Here is a 12,224-nt window from a genome sequence, read left to right on the forward strand (position 1 = left end):
AGTTGAAAAAAAGAAACCCCTATCCCCTCAAGATTGAGGGGCAGGGGAGTTGAAGTGTCGAAGACACTTTTTTATATTAAGGAAAAGACAATGATTTCGTAAGGTTTTAGAGCCACTGTGTTAAATAATGAAAGCTGATTGATAGTTGCCGGCAGCAGGAGTGTAACCGACAGCTATTAGAAGCACTATATAATAGGAAGAAAGAAAAAACTGGAATATACACACTCACATCTTGCATAAAACCATTTTCAGACACACTCTGGATTGTATTTAAAATAATACAAAAAAACATCTGGATTTTTTGAAAAAAACACTTGCAATTTTTAAAACCTTTGTGTATACTAATATCTGCTGTGACATGATAGCAATGAAGCGCGAGGTTGCCGCCGACTAAGGCGGGTTTTCCGTGGAGCGAATGTCAAGTTAGGAAACTGACGACAAGTCACTGTACAAGTTCAATAGCCATCTTGGGATGGGACGTGTGAAAGAATGTCCGTAGCAGGAAGATGTTTTAGGACACACACGGAGATGTGTACAGTCGCCGCTTGTCGTACTGATAGTGAGTACGAATAGGAGGAGACTTTTTTTATGGCAAATCAGGTAATGAGAATCACATTAAAAGCTTACGATCATCAGTTAGTAGATGCATCTGCTGCAAAGATCATCGACACTGTTAAGAAGAATGGTGCAACAGTTAGCGGACCGGTTCCGCTTCCAACTAAGAAGGAAGTTGTTACAATCTTAAGAGCTGTTCACAAATATAAAGATTCCAGAGAACAGTTTGAGCAGAGAACACATAAGAGACTGATTGATATCATTGCTCCGACCCAGAAGACAGTTGATGCACTGTCCAGACTGGAAATGCCTGCTGGTGTTCATATCGACATCAAGATGAAGGCAAAATAATTAATCTTGTAAATGCATAAGCATTTAGCTATTTATTATATGATTACCCGAAAGGGCAATCCGCTATAGGAGGAAGAAAGATGAAGAAAGCTATTTTAGCTACCAAAGTCGGAATGACTCAGATCTTCAACGAAGATGGAATGTTAATTCCGGTAACCGTTTTACAGGCTGGTCCATGTGTCGTAACTCAGGTTAAAACAGATGAGAACGACGGATACACAGCAGTTCAGGTTGGCTTCGGCGACATCAGAGAGAAACTGGTGAACAAACCGGAAACAGGCCACTTTGCAAAAGCAGGCGTTGCAGTTAAGAGATTCGTTAAAGAATTCCGTTTTGAGAACGCTGCTGAATATGAGGTAGGACAGGAAATTAAAGCTGATATCTTTGCAGCTGGAGATCACATCGATGCAACAGCAGTTTCAAAAGGTAAAGGCTTCCAGGGCGCAATCAAGAGACATGGACAGTCCAGAGGACCTATGGCTCACGGTTCCAAATATCATCGTCATGCAGGTTCCAATGGTGCTTGTTCTGATCCGAGCAAGGTATTCAAAGGAAAACACATGCCAGGTCATATGGGAAGCGAGCAGGTAACTGTTCAGAATCTTGAGATCGTACGCGTAGATACAGAGAATAACTTACTGTTAGTTAAAGGTGCTGTTCCAGGACCTAAGAAATCCTTGGTTACAATCAAAGAGACAGTAAAGTCCTTATAATAAGAAAGGAGGAGCACACAAATGGCAAACGTAACTGTTTATAATATGGAAGGCAATGAAGTTGGAACAATGGAGCTGAACGATGCAGTATTCGGCGTTGAAGTCAATGAGCATCTTGTTCACCTTGCTGTTGTTCGTCAGCTTGCAAATAAACGCCAGGGTACTCAGAAAGCGAAAACTCGTTCTGAAGTAAGCGGTGGCGGAAGAAAACCTTGGAGACAGAAAGGAACCGGTCATGCTAGACAGGGATCCATCCGTGCTGCACAGTGGACAGGCGGCGGAATTATTTTCGCACCAACTCCAAGAGATTATGAAGTAAAAATGAACAAAAAAGAAAGAAGAGCAGCTCTTAAATCCGCTCTGACTTCCAAAGTTCAGGACAATAAATTCGTAGTTGTTGATAGCCTTGCACTTGCTGATGCAAAGACAAAAGAAATGCAGAAGGTTCTTACAAACCTGAAAGCAGAGAAAGCTCTTATTGTAACAGCACAGGAAGACAAGAACGTAATCCTTTCTGCAAGAAATATCGAGAACGTACAGACTGTAGCTGCTAACGGCATCAACGTATATGATGTTATGAGCCACGGTACTGTAGTAGTAACTAAAGACGCTGTAGCATCCATCGAGGAGGTATACGCATAATGGCAGATATTAAATATTACGACGTGATCAAAAGACCAGTGATCACTGAAAAATCCATGGCTGCTATGGGTGAGAAGAAATATACTTTCCTTGTTCATCCGGAAGCAAACAAAGCTCAGATCAAAGAAGCAGTTGAGAAAATGTTCGATGGAACAAAAGTTAAAAGCGTAAATACCATGAATCTTGATGGTAAGAAAAAACGCCGCGGAATGGTAGTTGGAAAAACTGCTAAATCCAAAAAAGCTATCGTAGCCCTTACAGAGGACAGCAAAGACATCGAGATCTTCGAGGGTCTTTAATTAACAGATAGCAGTTTATACGCATTCAAAAGCGTGAGAACAAATTTGAAAGGAGAAAAGAAATGGGAATCAAAAGTTATAACCCATATACCCCGTCTAGAAGACATATGACTGGTTCCGACTTCTCTGAGATCACTAAAGCAACACCAGAGAAATCCCTTACCGTGTCTTTAAAGAAAAACGCTGGACGTAACAACCAGGGTAAGATCACTGTAAGACATCAGGGAGGCGGAAGCCGTAGAAAATATAGAATCATTGACTTCAAGAGAAGAAAAGATGGAATCCCGGCAGTAGTTAAATCTGTTGAGTATGATCCGAACAGAACAGCAAACATCGCACTTATCTGCTATGCAGATGGCGAGAAAGCATACATTCTTGCTCCGGAAGGACTTAAAGTTGGACAGAAAGTTATGAACGGACCGGAAGCTGAAATCCGTGTAGGTAACTGCTTACCGTTAGAGCTTATCCCGGTTGGTACTATGGTTCATAACATTGAGCTTCACCCAGGAAAGGGCGGACAGATGGTTCGTTCCGCTGGTAATGGTGCTCAGCTTATGGCTAAAGAAGGCAAATACGCTACACTTCGTCTCCCATCTGGTGAGATGAGAATGGTTCCGATCATCTGCCGTGCTACAGTTGGTATCATCGGAAATGGTGATCACAACCTGATCAACATCGGTAAAGCTGGCCGTAAGCGTCACATGGGAATCAGACCTACAGTTCGCGGTTCTGTTATGAACCCGAATGACCATCCACATGGTGGTGGAGAGGGCCGCGCTCCGGTTGGACGTCCAGGTCCGTGTACACCTTGGGGCAAACCTGCTCTTGGTCTGAAGACAAGAAAGAAAAACAAAGCGTCCAACAAGCTCATCGTAAGAAGACGCGATGGAAAAGCTTTAAGCAAATAATAAGGAGGATTAAGAATGTCTCGTTCACTGAAAAAAGGACCTTTTGCAGATCAGAGCTTACTTAAAAAAGTAGATGCATTAAACGCTGCAAATGATAAATCCGTAATCAAAACTTGGTCACGCCGTTCCACAATCTTCCCGTCTTTTGTTGGACATACAATCGCTGTCCATGACGGAAGAAAACATGTGCCGGTATATATTACTGAGGATATGGTTGGTCACAAACTTGGTGAGTTTGTTGCTACCAGAACCTACAGAGGACACGGAAAAGACGAAAAGAAATCCGGTGTTCGTTAGTTAGTACTTTTCACCAGGCTGCCTGATCGCAAGAAGCGGTCCGGGCAACCCAGGTGTTTACCTGAATATTGAATATGACGAAAGGAGGCACTTTAAAATGGCAAAAGGACATAGAAGCCAGATTAAGAGAGCCAGAAATGAGAATAATAGAGAGACAAGACCGTCTGCAAAATTATCTTATGCAAGAATTTCTGTTCAGAAAGCCTGCTACGTTTTAGATGCAATCCGTGGCAAAGATGTGCAGACAGCACTTGGTATCCTGACATACAACCCAAGATACGCTTCCAGCGTAATCAAAAAGTTACTGGAATCAGCTATTGCTAACGCTGAGAACAATAACGGAATGAACGCAGACAATCTCGTCGTTGCAGCCTGCTATGCAAATAAAGGACCTACAATGAAGAGAATCCAGCCAAGAGCACAGGGTAGAGCTTACAGAATCGAGAAGAGAACAAGCCATATTACCATCGTGCTGGATGAGAAATAAGGAGGATAAACATGGGACAGAAAGTTAACCCACATGGCCTTAGAGTCGGTGTTATCAAGGATTGGGATTCAAGATGGTATGCAGAGAGCGATTTCGCAGACTATCTGGTAGAGGACTACAACATCAGAACATTCCTCAAAAAGAAATTATACAGCGCAGGTGTTTCCAAGATCGAGATCGAGAGAGCATCTGACAGAGTCAAAGTTATCATTTACACAGCTAAACCTGGTATCGTAATCGGTAAAGGCGGCGCTGAGATCGAGAAAGTTAAAGCTGAACTTGCTAAATACACAGACAAGAAGCTTATCGTTGATATCAAAGAAGTTAAGAGACCAGACAGAGACGCTCAGCTTGTTGCAGAGAACATCGCTCTTCAGCTGGAGAACCGTATCTCCTTCAGACGTGCTATGAAATCTACAATGCAGCGTACAATGAAATCTGGAGCAAAGGGAATCAAAACATCCGTATCCGGACGTCTTGGTGGAGCTGATATGGCTCGTACAGAGTTCTACAGCGATGGAACTATTCCGCTTCAGACACTTCGTGCAGACATCGATTATGGTTTCGCAGAAGCAGACACCACATATGGCAAAGTTGGTGTAAAGGCATGGATCTACAATGGTGAGATTCTTCCAACTAAAGGAACTAAGGAAGGGAGCGATAAATAATGTTAATGCCAAAAAGAGTTAAACGTCGTAAACAATTCCGTGGCTCCATGAGAGGAAAAGCCCTTAGAGGTAATCAGATCAATTATGGTGAATTCGGTCTTGTTGCTACCGAGCCTTGCTGGATCAGATCTAATCAGATCGAGGCAGCCCGTGTTGCTATGACCCGTTATATCAAACGTGGTGGTAAGGTTTGGATCAAGATTTTCCCAGATAAACCAGTAACAGCAAAACCAGCAGAAACTCGTATGGGTTCCGGAAAAGGTGCCCTGGAATACTGGGTAGCAGTTGTTAAACCAGGACGTGTTATGTTTGAGATCGCAGGCGTTTCTGAAGAAATCGCTCGTGAGGCATTACGTCTTGCAATGCACAAGTTACCATGTAAATGCAAAATAGTTTCTCGTGCAGAGTTAGAAGGCGGTGATAACAGTGAAAATTAATAAATTCGTAGAAGATTTACAGGCAAAATCAGCTGCAGAATTAAACGAAGAATTAGTAGCTGCTAAGAAAGAACTTTTCAATCTGAGATTTCAGAATGCAACCAATCAATTAGACAATACAGGACGAATCAAAGAGGTTCGCAGAAATATTGCCAGAATCCAGACAGTGATCACTGCGAAAGCTAACGCTTCCAAATAGTGAATTTAGGAGGACATAATCGTGGAAAGAAATCTGAGAAAAACCCGCGTGGGTAAGGTTGTCAGCAATAAGATGGATAAGACCATCGTAGTTGCAATTGAAGACCATGTAAAACATCCTCTTTACAAGAAAATCGTGAAGAGAACATATAAATTAAAAGCTCATGACGAAAACAATGAGTGCAACATCGGTGATACCGTAAAAGTTATGGAGACCAGACCGCTGTCCAAAGACAAGAGATGGAGACTGGTTGAAGTAGTAGAGAGAGTTAAATAAGGAGGATAACCAGTATGATTCAGCAGGAAACAAGACTGAAAGTTGCCGACAACACTGGTGCAAAAGAAATCCTTTGTATCCGTGTTATGGGTGGCTCTACAAGAAGATATGCAAACATCGGCGATACAATCGTTGCTACTGTTAAAGATGCAACACCAGGCGGCGTTGTTAAAAAAGGTGACGTAGTAAAGGCTGTTGTAGTTAGATCCAAAAAAGGCGCTCGTCGTAAAGACGGATCCTATATCCGTTTCGATGAAAATGCTGCCGTAATCATTAAAGACGACTTAACTCCGAGAGGAACACGTATCTTTGGACCAGTTGCCAGAGAGCTTCGTGAGAAAAAATTCATGAAGATCGTTTCCTTAGCTCCGGAAGTATTATAGGAGGGTGCCTAATGTCAGCTATGAAGATTAAAAAAGGTGATACTGTTACAGTAATCGCTGGTAAAGATAAAGGCAAAGAAGGCAAAGTCCTTGCCGTTAACGTAAAAGACAATACCGTATTAGTAGAGAACGTTAATATGGTTACAAAACACACCAAACCATCAGCTGCAAACCAGAATGGTGGAATCATCACAAAAGAAGCTCCGCTTCACATCTCCAACGTAATGCTTATGGCAGATGGAAAAGCAACAAGAGTTGGCTTTAAGATGGATGGTGACAAAAAAGTCCGCGTTGCCAAAGCAACAGGTAAGGTTATCGATTAATTGAGAGAGGAGGCAGACATAAGTGAGTAGATTAAAAGAACTTTATACTAATGAGATCATGGATGCCATGACCAAAAAATTCGGATATAAAAACGTTATGCAAGTGCCAAAACTCGACAAGATCGTAATTAACATGGGTGTTGGTGAAGCAAAAGAGAACGCTAAGCTTCTTGACGCAGCTATTGCTGATATGGAGCTGATCACAGGACAGAAAGCTATCGCAACAAAAGCTAAAAAATCTGTTGCTAACTTCAAAATCAGAGAGGGAATGCCGATCGGATGTAAAGTAACATTAAGAGGCGAGAAGATGTATGAGTTCGCTGATCGTCTGATCAACCTGGCACTTCCACGTGTACGTGACTTCCGTGGCGTTAATCCTAACGCATTCGATGGAAGAGGAAACTACGCTCTTGGTATCAAAGAGCAGCTTATCTTCCCAGAAGTTGAGTACGATAAAGTTGACAAAGTAAGAGGTATGGACATTATCTTCGTTACAACAGCAAATACTGATGAGGAAGCTCGTGAGTTACTGAAGCTGTTCAACATGCCTTTTGCGAAATAAGTAGAGGAACATTCCAAAGTTGACCGCCGGCTCCTTGCCGGGGTCAGCAGATCTGATATAGGAGGAACGATTCATGGCTAAGACAGCAATGAAAATCAAACAGCAGCGTCCAGCTAAATTTTCCACAAGAGAATATAGCCGTTGCAGAATTTGTGGACGTCCACATGCATATTTAAGAAAATACGGAATCTGCAGAATCTGCTTCCGTGAGTTAGCTTACAAAGGACAGATCCCGGGAGTTAAGAAAGCTTCCTGGTAAGCCGAAGCTGAAAGTCGCTTAATGAATGTAAGCCGTAAGGCGAACATGAATTTCGTGCAAAGTCCATCCCGAACCTTAACGAGTACAAGCCGCAAGGTGCAGTACCGGTTTAGTCACGGGATGATGTTACACAGGTAACACGTAAATTTATATAAATATACTATGACATGTAAAGTCTGAATATGAGGAGGAAACTAACATGACAATGAGCGATCCAATCGCAGACATGCTTACAAGAATTCGTAATGCAAACACTGCAAAACACGACACAGTAGATGTACCAGCATCCAAGATGAAAATTGCAATTGCAAACATCCTTGTTGATGAGGGATACATTGCAAAATACGATTTAGTTGAAGATGGTGTTGTTAAAAACATCCATATCACACTGAAATATGGCGAAGACAAAAACGAGAAGATCATCACAGGTTTAAAGAGAATCTCTAAACCGGGTCTTCGTGTTTATGCTGGTAAGGAAGAGCTTCCGAAGGTTCTTGGAGGACTTGGAATCGCAATCCTTTCCACTAATAAAGGTGTTATCACCGATAAAGAAGCTCGTAAACTTCAGGTAGGCGGCGAGGTTCTTGCATTTGTATGGTAAGCTTCGGCTCCGTACATTCAAGAAGTAGACGAAACACTGAAAACAGAGAGGTTGCGAAAACCTCTCCGATAATCTAAGTAAGGAGGACACATAGTATGTCACGTATCGGTAGACTTCCGGTTGCTATTCCGGCAGGAGTTGAAGTATCTGTTGCAGAAGGAAACGTAGTAACCGTAAAAGGACCAAAAGGAACACTTGAGAGAGCGCTTCCAACAGAGATGGAAATCAAAGTTGAAGATGGTCATGTAGTTGTTGCAAGACCAAACGACTTAAAGAAAATGAAATCCCTTCACGGCTTAACAAGAAGCCTTATCCACAACATGGTTGTTGGTGTAAGCGAAGGATACACCAAGACTCTTGAAGTTAACGGTGTTGGTTACAGAGCCGCTAAGCAGGGCAAGAAGCTTACTTTAAACCTTGGATATTCTCACCCGGTAGAAATGGAAGATCCGGAAGGTATTGAGACCAAAGTAGACGGTAACAAGATTATCGTTTCCGGTATCAGCAAGGAAAAAGTTGGACAGTTTGCAGCTGAGATCAGAGATAAGAGAAGACCTGAGCCATACAAGGGTAAAGGTATTAAGTATGATACTGAGGTTATCAGACGCAAAGTTGGTAAGACTGGTAAGAAATAATTAAGGAGAGTGAGAAAATGGTTAATAAAGCATCTAGAGCGGAAATTCGCGAGAAAAAGCATAGAAGATTACGTCATCATTTAAATGGCACTGCAACAACTCCGCGTCTTGCAGTATTTCGTTCCAATAAACACATGTATGCACAGATTATCGATGACACCGTTGGAAAGACTTTAGTATCTGCTTCTACTCTTCAGAAAGACGTAAAAGCACAGCTTGAGAACACCGACGATGTTGCAGCAGCAGCATATCTTGGCACTGTAATCGGTAAGAAGGCAGTGGAAGCCGGCATCGAGGAAGTTGTTTTTGACAGAGGTGGATACATTTACCATGGTAAAGTAAAAGCACTGGCAGACGCAGCAAGAGAAGCTGGACTGAAATTCTAATAAGGAGGAGCGAAACACATGAAACGTAATCTTATTGATGCTAGTCAGTTAGAGTTAGAAGATAAAGTAGTATCAATCAAGCGTGTTACCAAGGTTGTTAAAGGTGGTCGTAACTTCCGTTTCACAGCTTTAGTTGTTGTAGGTGACGGCAATGGACACGTTGGTGCAGGACTTGGAAAGGCAGCCGAGATTCCGGAAGCAATCCGCAAAGGAAAAGAGGATGCTATTAAGAAATTAGTAACCGTAGCAAGAGATGAGAATGGTTCCATTACACATGACTTCGTAGGTTCTTACGGAAGCGCTTCCATGCTTCTTAAGAGAGCTCCGGAAGGTACTGGAGTTATCGCCGGCGGCCCGGCTCGTGCCGTTATCGAGTTAGCTGGTATCAAAAACATCCGTACAAAATGTATGGGATCCAGAAATAAGCAGAATGTTGTTCTTGCAACCATCGAAGGCTTAAGACAGTTAAAAACTCCGGAAGAAGTTGCAAAACTTCGTGGAAAATCTGTTGATGAGATTCTGGCTTAAGGAGGAATATTAAAATGGCAAATACATTAAAAGTTACTTTAGTAAAATCTCCGATTGGCGCAGTTCCGAAGCACAAACTTACTGTTAAAGCAATGGGTCTTACCAAAATGCACAAAACAGTTGAGATGCCAGACAATGCGGCAACAAGAGGAATGATTCAGCAGGTACAGCACCTGGTAAAAGTAGAAGAAGCATAATTACAAAAAGGAGGTGCCATAATGGAATTATCAAACTTAAGACCAGCTGAGGGTTCTAAGCACAGCGATAACTTCAGAAGAGGCCGTGGACATGGTTCAGGAAACGGCAAAACAGCTGGTAAAGGCCATAAAGGACAGTTAGCACGTTCCGGACACAAGAAACCGGGATTTGAAGGTGGACAGATGCCTTTATACAGACGTCTGCCTAAGAGAGGATTCACAAACAGAAACTCTAAAGAGATCATTGCAATCAACGTTGATGTTCTGAACCGTTTTGAGGATGGTGCAGAGGTTACAGTTGAGAGCTTACTTGCAAGCAGTGCAATTTCCAAAGCTGGTGACGGCGTTAAAATCCTTGGAAACGGCGAGCTTACCAAGAAGCTTACAGTTAAAGTAAACGCTGTAAGTGAGACTGCAAAGTCTAAAATCGAAGCTGCAGGTGGTACAGTAGAGCTGATCTAATAGAGGTGATCAAATGTTTGAAACTCTCAAAAACGTTTTCAGAGTAAAAGAGATGAGACGTAAACTCCTCTATGTATTATGGATGATTCTTGTCATCCGTATTGGATCACAGCTTCCTGTTCCAGGAGTAGACAGCGATTTCTTTAAAGAGTGGTTTGCTAAAAACACTGGTGACGCATTCAATTTCTTTGATGCGTTCACCGGTGGCTCATTTACCCAGATGTCAATCTTTGCATTGAACATCACGCCATACATTACATCATCCATTATCATGCAGCTTCTCACAATTGCCATTCCGGCTCTGGAGGAGATGCAGAGAGATGGAGAAGAGGGCAGAAAGAAAATTACTGCCATTACCCGTTATGTAACTGTTGGTCTTGCGTTGTTTGAGTCTGTGGCAATGGCAATCGGTTTTGGTCGCCAGGGTCTGATCCCGAACATGAACTTCTTTAAGGGCTTAACTGTAGTTGCTTGTCTCACAGCTGGTTCTGCCATGCTGATGTGGATCGGTGAGCGTATTACTGAGAAGGGTGTTGGAAATGGTATTTCCATCGTCCTGACCATTAACATCGTTTCCCGTGTTCCAAGTGACTTATCTCTTCTTTATGAGAACTTCATCAAAGGAAAAACAATTGCAAAAGGACTGCTTGCAGGGGTTATCATTGTTGCAATCATCGTTGTCATGGTGGTATTCGTACTGATCCTTAACGGTGCAGAGAGAAGAATTCCTGTTCAGTATTCCAGAAAAATGGTCGGCAGAAAACTGATGGGTGGTCAGACTACCAATATACCGCTGAAAGTTAACACCGCTGGTGTTATTCCGGTTATCTTTGCTTCCTCAATTATGTCTTTCCCAGGCGTAATCGCACAGCTTGCAGGAAAAGCTAATGGAACCGGCATCGGCAGTGAGATTATTCGAGGATTATCATCCAATAACTGGTGTAATCCAAGTCAGCCACAGTATAGCTGGGGACTGCTTCTGTATATTGTACTTTGCGTATTCTTTGCATATTTCTACACTTCCATCACATTCAACCCGCTGGAAGTTGCAGACAATATCAAAAAGCAGGGTGGTTTCATTCCTGGTATTCGTCCAGGAAAACCAACGTCAGACTATTTGACTAAAATCTTAAATTATATTATATTTATAGGTGCAGTAGGCCTGATTATCGTTGCGGTTATTCCGTTCTTCTTCAATGGAGTATTCGGTGCAAACGTATCCTTCGGTGGTACTTCCATCATCATTATTGTTGGAGTTATCCTGGAGACTGTGAAACAGATTGAATCACAGATGCTTGTCCGCAATTACAAAGGCTTCCTGAACAACTAAAAGAATAAAGGTTGTGGTGCTTATATGCGTCACAGCCTTAATTCGTAGTATGAGAAAATGGAGGGCTTTTTATGAGAATTATCATGTTAGGTGCACCAGGTGCAGGAAAAGGAACCCAGGCTAAGAAAATTGCTGAGAAATATGGTATTCCCCATATCTCTACAGGCGATATTTTCCGTGCCAATATCAAAAATGGCACAGAACTTGGGAAAAAAGCAAAAACTTATATGGACCAGGGTCTGCTTGTACCGGATGAACTTACCTGCGACCTTGTTGTGGACAGAATCCAGCAGCCGGATGCCAAGAACGGCTATGTTCTGGATGGTTTTCCAAGAACAATCCCACAGGCTGAATGCCTTACCGATGCTTTAAGCAAGCTGGGAAGCAAGATTGATTATGCTATTGATGTTGATGTTCCGGATGAGAATATCGTGAACCGTATGGGTGGAAGACGTGCATGCGTAAAATGTGGTGCAACCTACCACGTTGTATTTGCAGCTCCGAAGACAGAGGGGGTTTGCGATACATGTGGTGAGGATCTTGTGCTTCGTGACGATGACAAGCCGGAGACTGTACAGAAGCGTCTGAATGTATATCATGAGCAGACTCAGCCGCTTATCGACTACTATACTGGTCAGGGCGTACTGAAAACTGTAGATGGCACCAAGAACCTGGATGAGGTATTTGGTGATATTGTGAAGATCCTTGGCGAATAGAATAGAGGAT

Annotated in this window: 23 protein-coding genes; all 23 read left to right on the plus strand. The window is 42.5% G+C overall.

Annotated elements, in window-relative coordinates; all coding sequences use genetic code 11:
* Positions 1–588 precede the first annotated feature (588 nt).
* The 23 genes from rpsJ (at position 589) to AB5706_RS19420 (ending at position 12,214) form a co-directional block, all read left to right on the plus strand.
* Entirely contained in the window at positions 589–906 is a 318-nt protein-coding gene (rpsJ, locus tag AB5706_RS19310) for a 30S ribosomal protein S10 (RefSeq protein WP_117852518.1), read from the plus strand.
* An 80-nt stretch (positions 907–986) separates the two neighbouring features.
* The gene (gene rplC / locus AB5706_RS19315) at positions 987–1,619 is read left to right on the plus strand and encodes a 50S ribosomal protein L3 (protein WP_117852520.1); all 633 of its coding nucleotides are present in this window, start codon (positions 987–989) and stop codon (positions 1,617–1,619) included.
* Between the two features lie 21 nt (positions 1,620–1,640).
* Entirely contained in the window at positions 1,641–2,261 is a 621-nt protein-coding gene (gene rplD, locus AB5706_RS19320) for a 50S ribosomal protein L4 (RefSeq protein WP_118581214.1), read from the plus strand.
* Entirely contained in the window at positions 2,261–2,560 is a 300-nt protein-coding gene (rplW, locus tag AB5706_RS19325; protein WP_117852524.1) for a 50S ribosomal protein L23, read from the plus strand. Before rplD ends, rplW begins: the two co-directional genes overlap by 1 nt.
* A gap of 62 nt (positions 2,561–2,622) precedes the next feature.
* Positions 2,623–3,468 (plus strand): 50S ribosomal protein L2, encoded by an 846-nt coding sequence (gene rplB / locus AB5706_RS19330; RefSeq protein WP_118581211.1) that lies wholly within the window; start codon positions 2,623–2,625, stop codon positions 3,466–3,468.
* 15 nt (positions 3,469–3,483) lie between these two features.
* Positions 3,484–3,765 (plus strand): 30S ribosomal protein S19, encoded by a 282-nt coding sequence (gene rpsS / locus AB5706_RS19335; RefSeq protein WP_015526921.1) that lies wholly within the window; start codon positions 3,484–3,486, stop codon positions 3,763–3,765.
* 97 nt (positions 3,766–3,862) lie between these two features.
* Positions 3,863–4,252 (plus strand): 50S ribosomal protein L22, encoded by a 390-nt coding sequence (gene rplV, locus AB5706_RS19340; protein WP_117852663.1) that lies wholly within the window; start codon positions 3,863–3,865, stop codon positions 4,250–4,252.
* 11 nt (positions 4,253–4,263) lie between these two features.
* Positions 4,264–4,920: a 30S ribosomal protein S3 gene (gene rpsC / locus AB5706_RS19345; RefSeq protein ID WP_117852529.1), complete on the plus strand. Its 657-nt coding sequence runs from the start codon at positions 4,264–4,266 to the stop codon at positions 4,918–4,920.
* Complete coding sequence (gene rplP / locus AB5706_RS19350; protein WP_117852531.1) at positions 4,920–5,357, plus strand: 50S ribosomal protein L16; 438 nt, start codon at positions 4,920–4,922, stop codon at positions 5,355–5,357. Before rpsC ends, rplP begins: the two co-directional genes overlap by 1 nt.
* Complete coding sequence (gene rpmC / locus AB5706_RS19355; RefSeq protein ID WP_118581208.1) at positions 5,347–5,556, plus strand: 50S ribosomal protein L29; 210 nt, start codon at positions 5,347–5,349, stop codon at positions 5,554–5,556. Before rplP ends, rpmC begins: the two co-directional genes overlap by 11 nt.
* 18 nt (positions 5,557–5,574) lie before the next feature.
* Entirely contained in the window at positions 5,575–5,832 is a 258-nt protein-coding gene (gene rpsQ / locus AB5706_RS19360; RefSeq protein ID WP_117852536.1) for a 30S ribosomal protein S17, read from the plus strand.
* A 14-nt stretch (positions 5,833–5,846) separates the two neighbouring features.
* On the plus strand, positions 5,847–6,215 hold the full coding sequence (rplN, locus tag AB5706_RS19365; protein ID WP_022067326.1) for a 50S ribosomal protein L14: 369 nt from the start codon (positions 5,847–5,849) through the stop codon (positions 6,213–6,215).
* A gap of 11 nt (positions 6,216–6,226) precedes the next feature.
* Complete coding sequence (gene rplX, locus AB5706_RS19370; RefSeq protein WP_118581205.1) at positions 6,227–6,538, plus strand: 50S ribosomal protein L24; 312 nt, start codon at positions 6,227–6,229, stop codon at positions 6,536–6,538.
* Positions 6,539–6,560: 22 nt separating this feature from the next.
* On the plus strand, positions 6,561–7,100 hold the full coding sequence (rplE, locus tag AB5706_RS19375; protein ID WP_118581202.1) for a 50S ribosomal protein L5: 540 nt from the start codon (positions 6,561–6,563) through the stop codon (positions 7,098–7,100).
* 73 nt (positions 7,101–7,173) lie between these two features.
* Positions 7,174–7,359 (plus strand): type Z 30S ribosomal protein S14, encoded by a 186-nt coding sequence (locus AB5706_RS19380; RefSeq protein WP_117852543.1) that lies wholly within the window; start codon positions 7,174–7,176, stop codon positions 7,357–7,359.
* Between the two features lie 199 nt (positions 7,360–7,558).
* Positions 7,559–7,960: a 30S ribosomal protein S8 gene (gene rpsH, locus AB5706_RS19385; protein ID WP_148461641.1), complete on the plus strand. Its 402-nt coding sequence runs from the start codon at positions 7,559–7,561 to the stop codon at positions 7,958–7,960.
* A 95-nt stretch (positions 7,961–8,055) separates the two neighbouring features.
* Entirely contained in the window at positions 8,056–8,595 is a 540-nt protein-coding gene (gene rplF, locus AB5706_RS19390; RefSeq protein ID WP_118581196.1) for a 50S ribosomal protein L6, read from the plus strand.
* Positions 8,596–8,612: 17 nt separating this feature from the next.
* Positions 8,613–8,981 (plus strand): 50S ribosomal protein L18, encoded by a 369-nt coding sequence (gene rplR, locus AB5706_RS19395; protein WP_118581193.1) that lies wholly within the window; start codon positions 8,613–8,615, stop codon positions 8,979–8,981.
* An 18-nt stretch (positions 8,982–8,999) separates the two neighbouring features.
* On the plus strand, positions 9,000–9,509 hold the full coding sequence (gene rpsE, locus AB5706_RS19400; RefSeq protein ID WP_117852552.1) for a 30S ribosomal protein S5: 510 nt from the start codon (positions 9,000–9,002) through the stop codon (positions 9,507–9,509).
* Positions 9,510–9,523: 14 nt separating this feature from the next.
* A complete protein-coding gene (gene rpmD, locus AB5706_RS19405) occupies positions 9,524–9,706 on the plus strand; it encodes a 50S ribosomal protein L30 (RefSeq protein ID WP_117852555.1) in 183 nt (60 codons plus the stop codon).
* Positions 9,707–9,727: 21 nt separating this feature from the next.
* Positions 9,728–10,168, plus strand: a complete 441-nt coding sequence (gene rplO, locus AB5706_RS19410) for a 50S ribosomal protein L15 (RefSeq protein WP_118581190.1) — start codon at positions 9,728–9,730, stop codon at positions 10,166–10,168.
* Positions 10,169–10,181: 13 nt separating this feature from the next.
* A complete protein-coding gene (gene secY / locus AB5706_RS19415) occupies positions 10,182–11,498 on the plus strand; it encodes a preprotein translocase subunit SecY (RefSeq protein ID WP_148461640.1) in 1,317 nt (438 codons plus the stop codon).
* 71 nt (positions 11,499–11,569) lie between these two features.
* Positions 11,570–12,214, plus strand: coding sequence for an adenylate kinase (locus AB5706_RS19420; protein ID WP_118581187.1), 645 nt, complete (start codon positions 11,570–11,572; stop codon positions 12,212–12,214).
* The last annotated feature ends 10 nt before the right edge of the window (positions 12,215–12,224 follow it).

Source organism: Ruminococcus sp. RTP21484sp1_RTP21277st1_D2_RTP21277_210401, assembly GCF_040924225.1.
GTDB classification, from domain to species: Bacteria; Bacillota; Clostridia; order Lachnospirales; family Lachnospiraceae; genus Blautia_A; species Blautia_A faecis.

Excerpts from the sequence above, each read along its gene's own strand:
- secY (WP_148461640.1), top strand. The coding sequence starts at position 10,182 with ATGTTTGAAACTCTCAAAAACGTTTTCAGAGTAAAAGAGATGAGACGT.
- rplD (WP_118581214.1), top strand. The coding sequence starts at position 1,641 with ATGGCAAACGTAACTGTTTATAATATGGAAGGCAATGAAGTTGGAACA.
- rplP (WP_117852531.1), top strand. The coding sequence starts at position 4,920 with ATGTTAATGCCAAAAAGAGTTAAACGTCGTAAACAATTCCGTGGCTCC.
- rplX (WP_118581205.1), top strand. The coding sequence starts at position 6,227 with ATGTCAGCTATGAAGATTAAAAAAGGTGATACTGTTACAGTAATCGCT.
- AB5706_RS19380 (WP_117852543.1), top strand. The coding sequence starts at position 7,174 with ATGGCTAAGACAGCAATGAAAATCAAACAGCAGCGTCCAGCTAAATTT.
- rplC (WP_117852520.1), top strand. The coding sequence starts at position 987 with ATGAAGAAAGCTATTTTAGCTACCAAAGTCGGAATGACTCAGATCTTC.
- rpsE (WP_117852552.1), top strand. The coding sequence starts at position 9,000 with ATGAAACGTAATCTTATTGATGCTAGTCAGTTAGAGTTAGAAGATAAA.
- rpsC (WP_117852529.1), top strand. The coding sequence starts at position 4,264 with ATGGGACAGAAAGTTAACCCACATGGCCTTAGAGTCGGTGTTATCAAG.
- rplN (WP_022067326.1), top strand. The coding sequence starts at position 5,847 with ATGATTCAGCAGGAAACAAGACTGAAAGTTGCCGACAACACTGGTGCA.
- rpmD (WP_117852555.1), top strand. The coding sequence starts at position 9,524 with ATGGCAAATACATTAAAAGTTACTTTAGTAAAATCTCCGATTGGCGCA.
- rplF (WP_118581196.1), top strand. The coding sequence starts at position 8,056 with ATGTCACGTATCGGTAGACTTCCGGTTGCTATTCCGGCAGGAGTTGAA.
- rpsS (WP_015526921.1), top strand. The coding sequence starts at position 3,484 with ATGTCTCGTTCACTGAAAAAAGGACCTTTTGCAGATCAGAGCTTACTT.
- rplW (WP_117852524.1), top strand. The coding sequence starts at position 2,261 with ATGGCAGATATTAAATATTACGACGTGATCAAAAGACCAGTGATCACT.
- rplO (WP_118581190.1), top strand. The coding sequence starts at position 9,728 with ATGGAATTATCAAACTTAAGACCAGCTGAGGGTTCTAAGCACAGCGAT.
- rplB (WP_118581211.1), top strand. The coding sequence starts at position 2,623 with ATGGGAATCAAAAGTTATAACCCATATACCCCGTCTAGAAGACATATG.
- rpsJ (WP_117852518.1), top strand. The coding sequence starts at position 589 with ATGGCAAATCAGGTAATGAGAATCACATTAAAAGCTTACGATCATCAG.
- rplR (WP_118581193.1), top strand. The coding sequence starts at position 8,613 with ATGGTTAATAAAGCATCTAGAGCGGAAATTCGCGAGAAAAAGCATAGA.
- AB5706_RS19420 (WP_118581187.1), top strand. The coding sequence starts at position 11,570 with ATGAGAATTATCATGTTAGGTGCACCAGGTGCAGGAAAAGGAACCCAG.
- rpsH (WP_148461641.1), top strand. The coding sequence starts at position 7,559 with ATGACAATGAGCGATCCAATCGCAGACATGCTTACAAGAATTCGTAAT.
- rplV (WP_117852663.1), top strand. The coding sequence starts at position 3,863 with ATGGCAAAAGGACATAGAAGCCAGATTAAGAGAGCCAGAAATGAGAAT.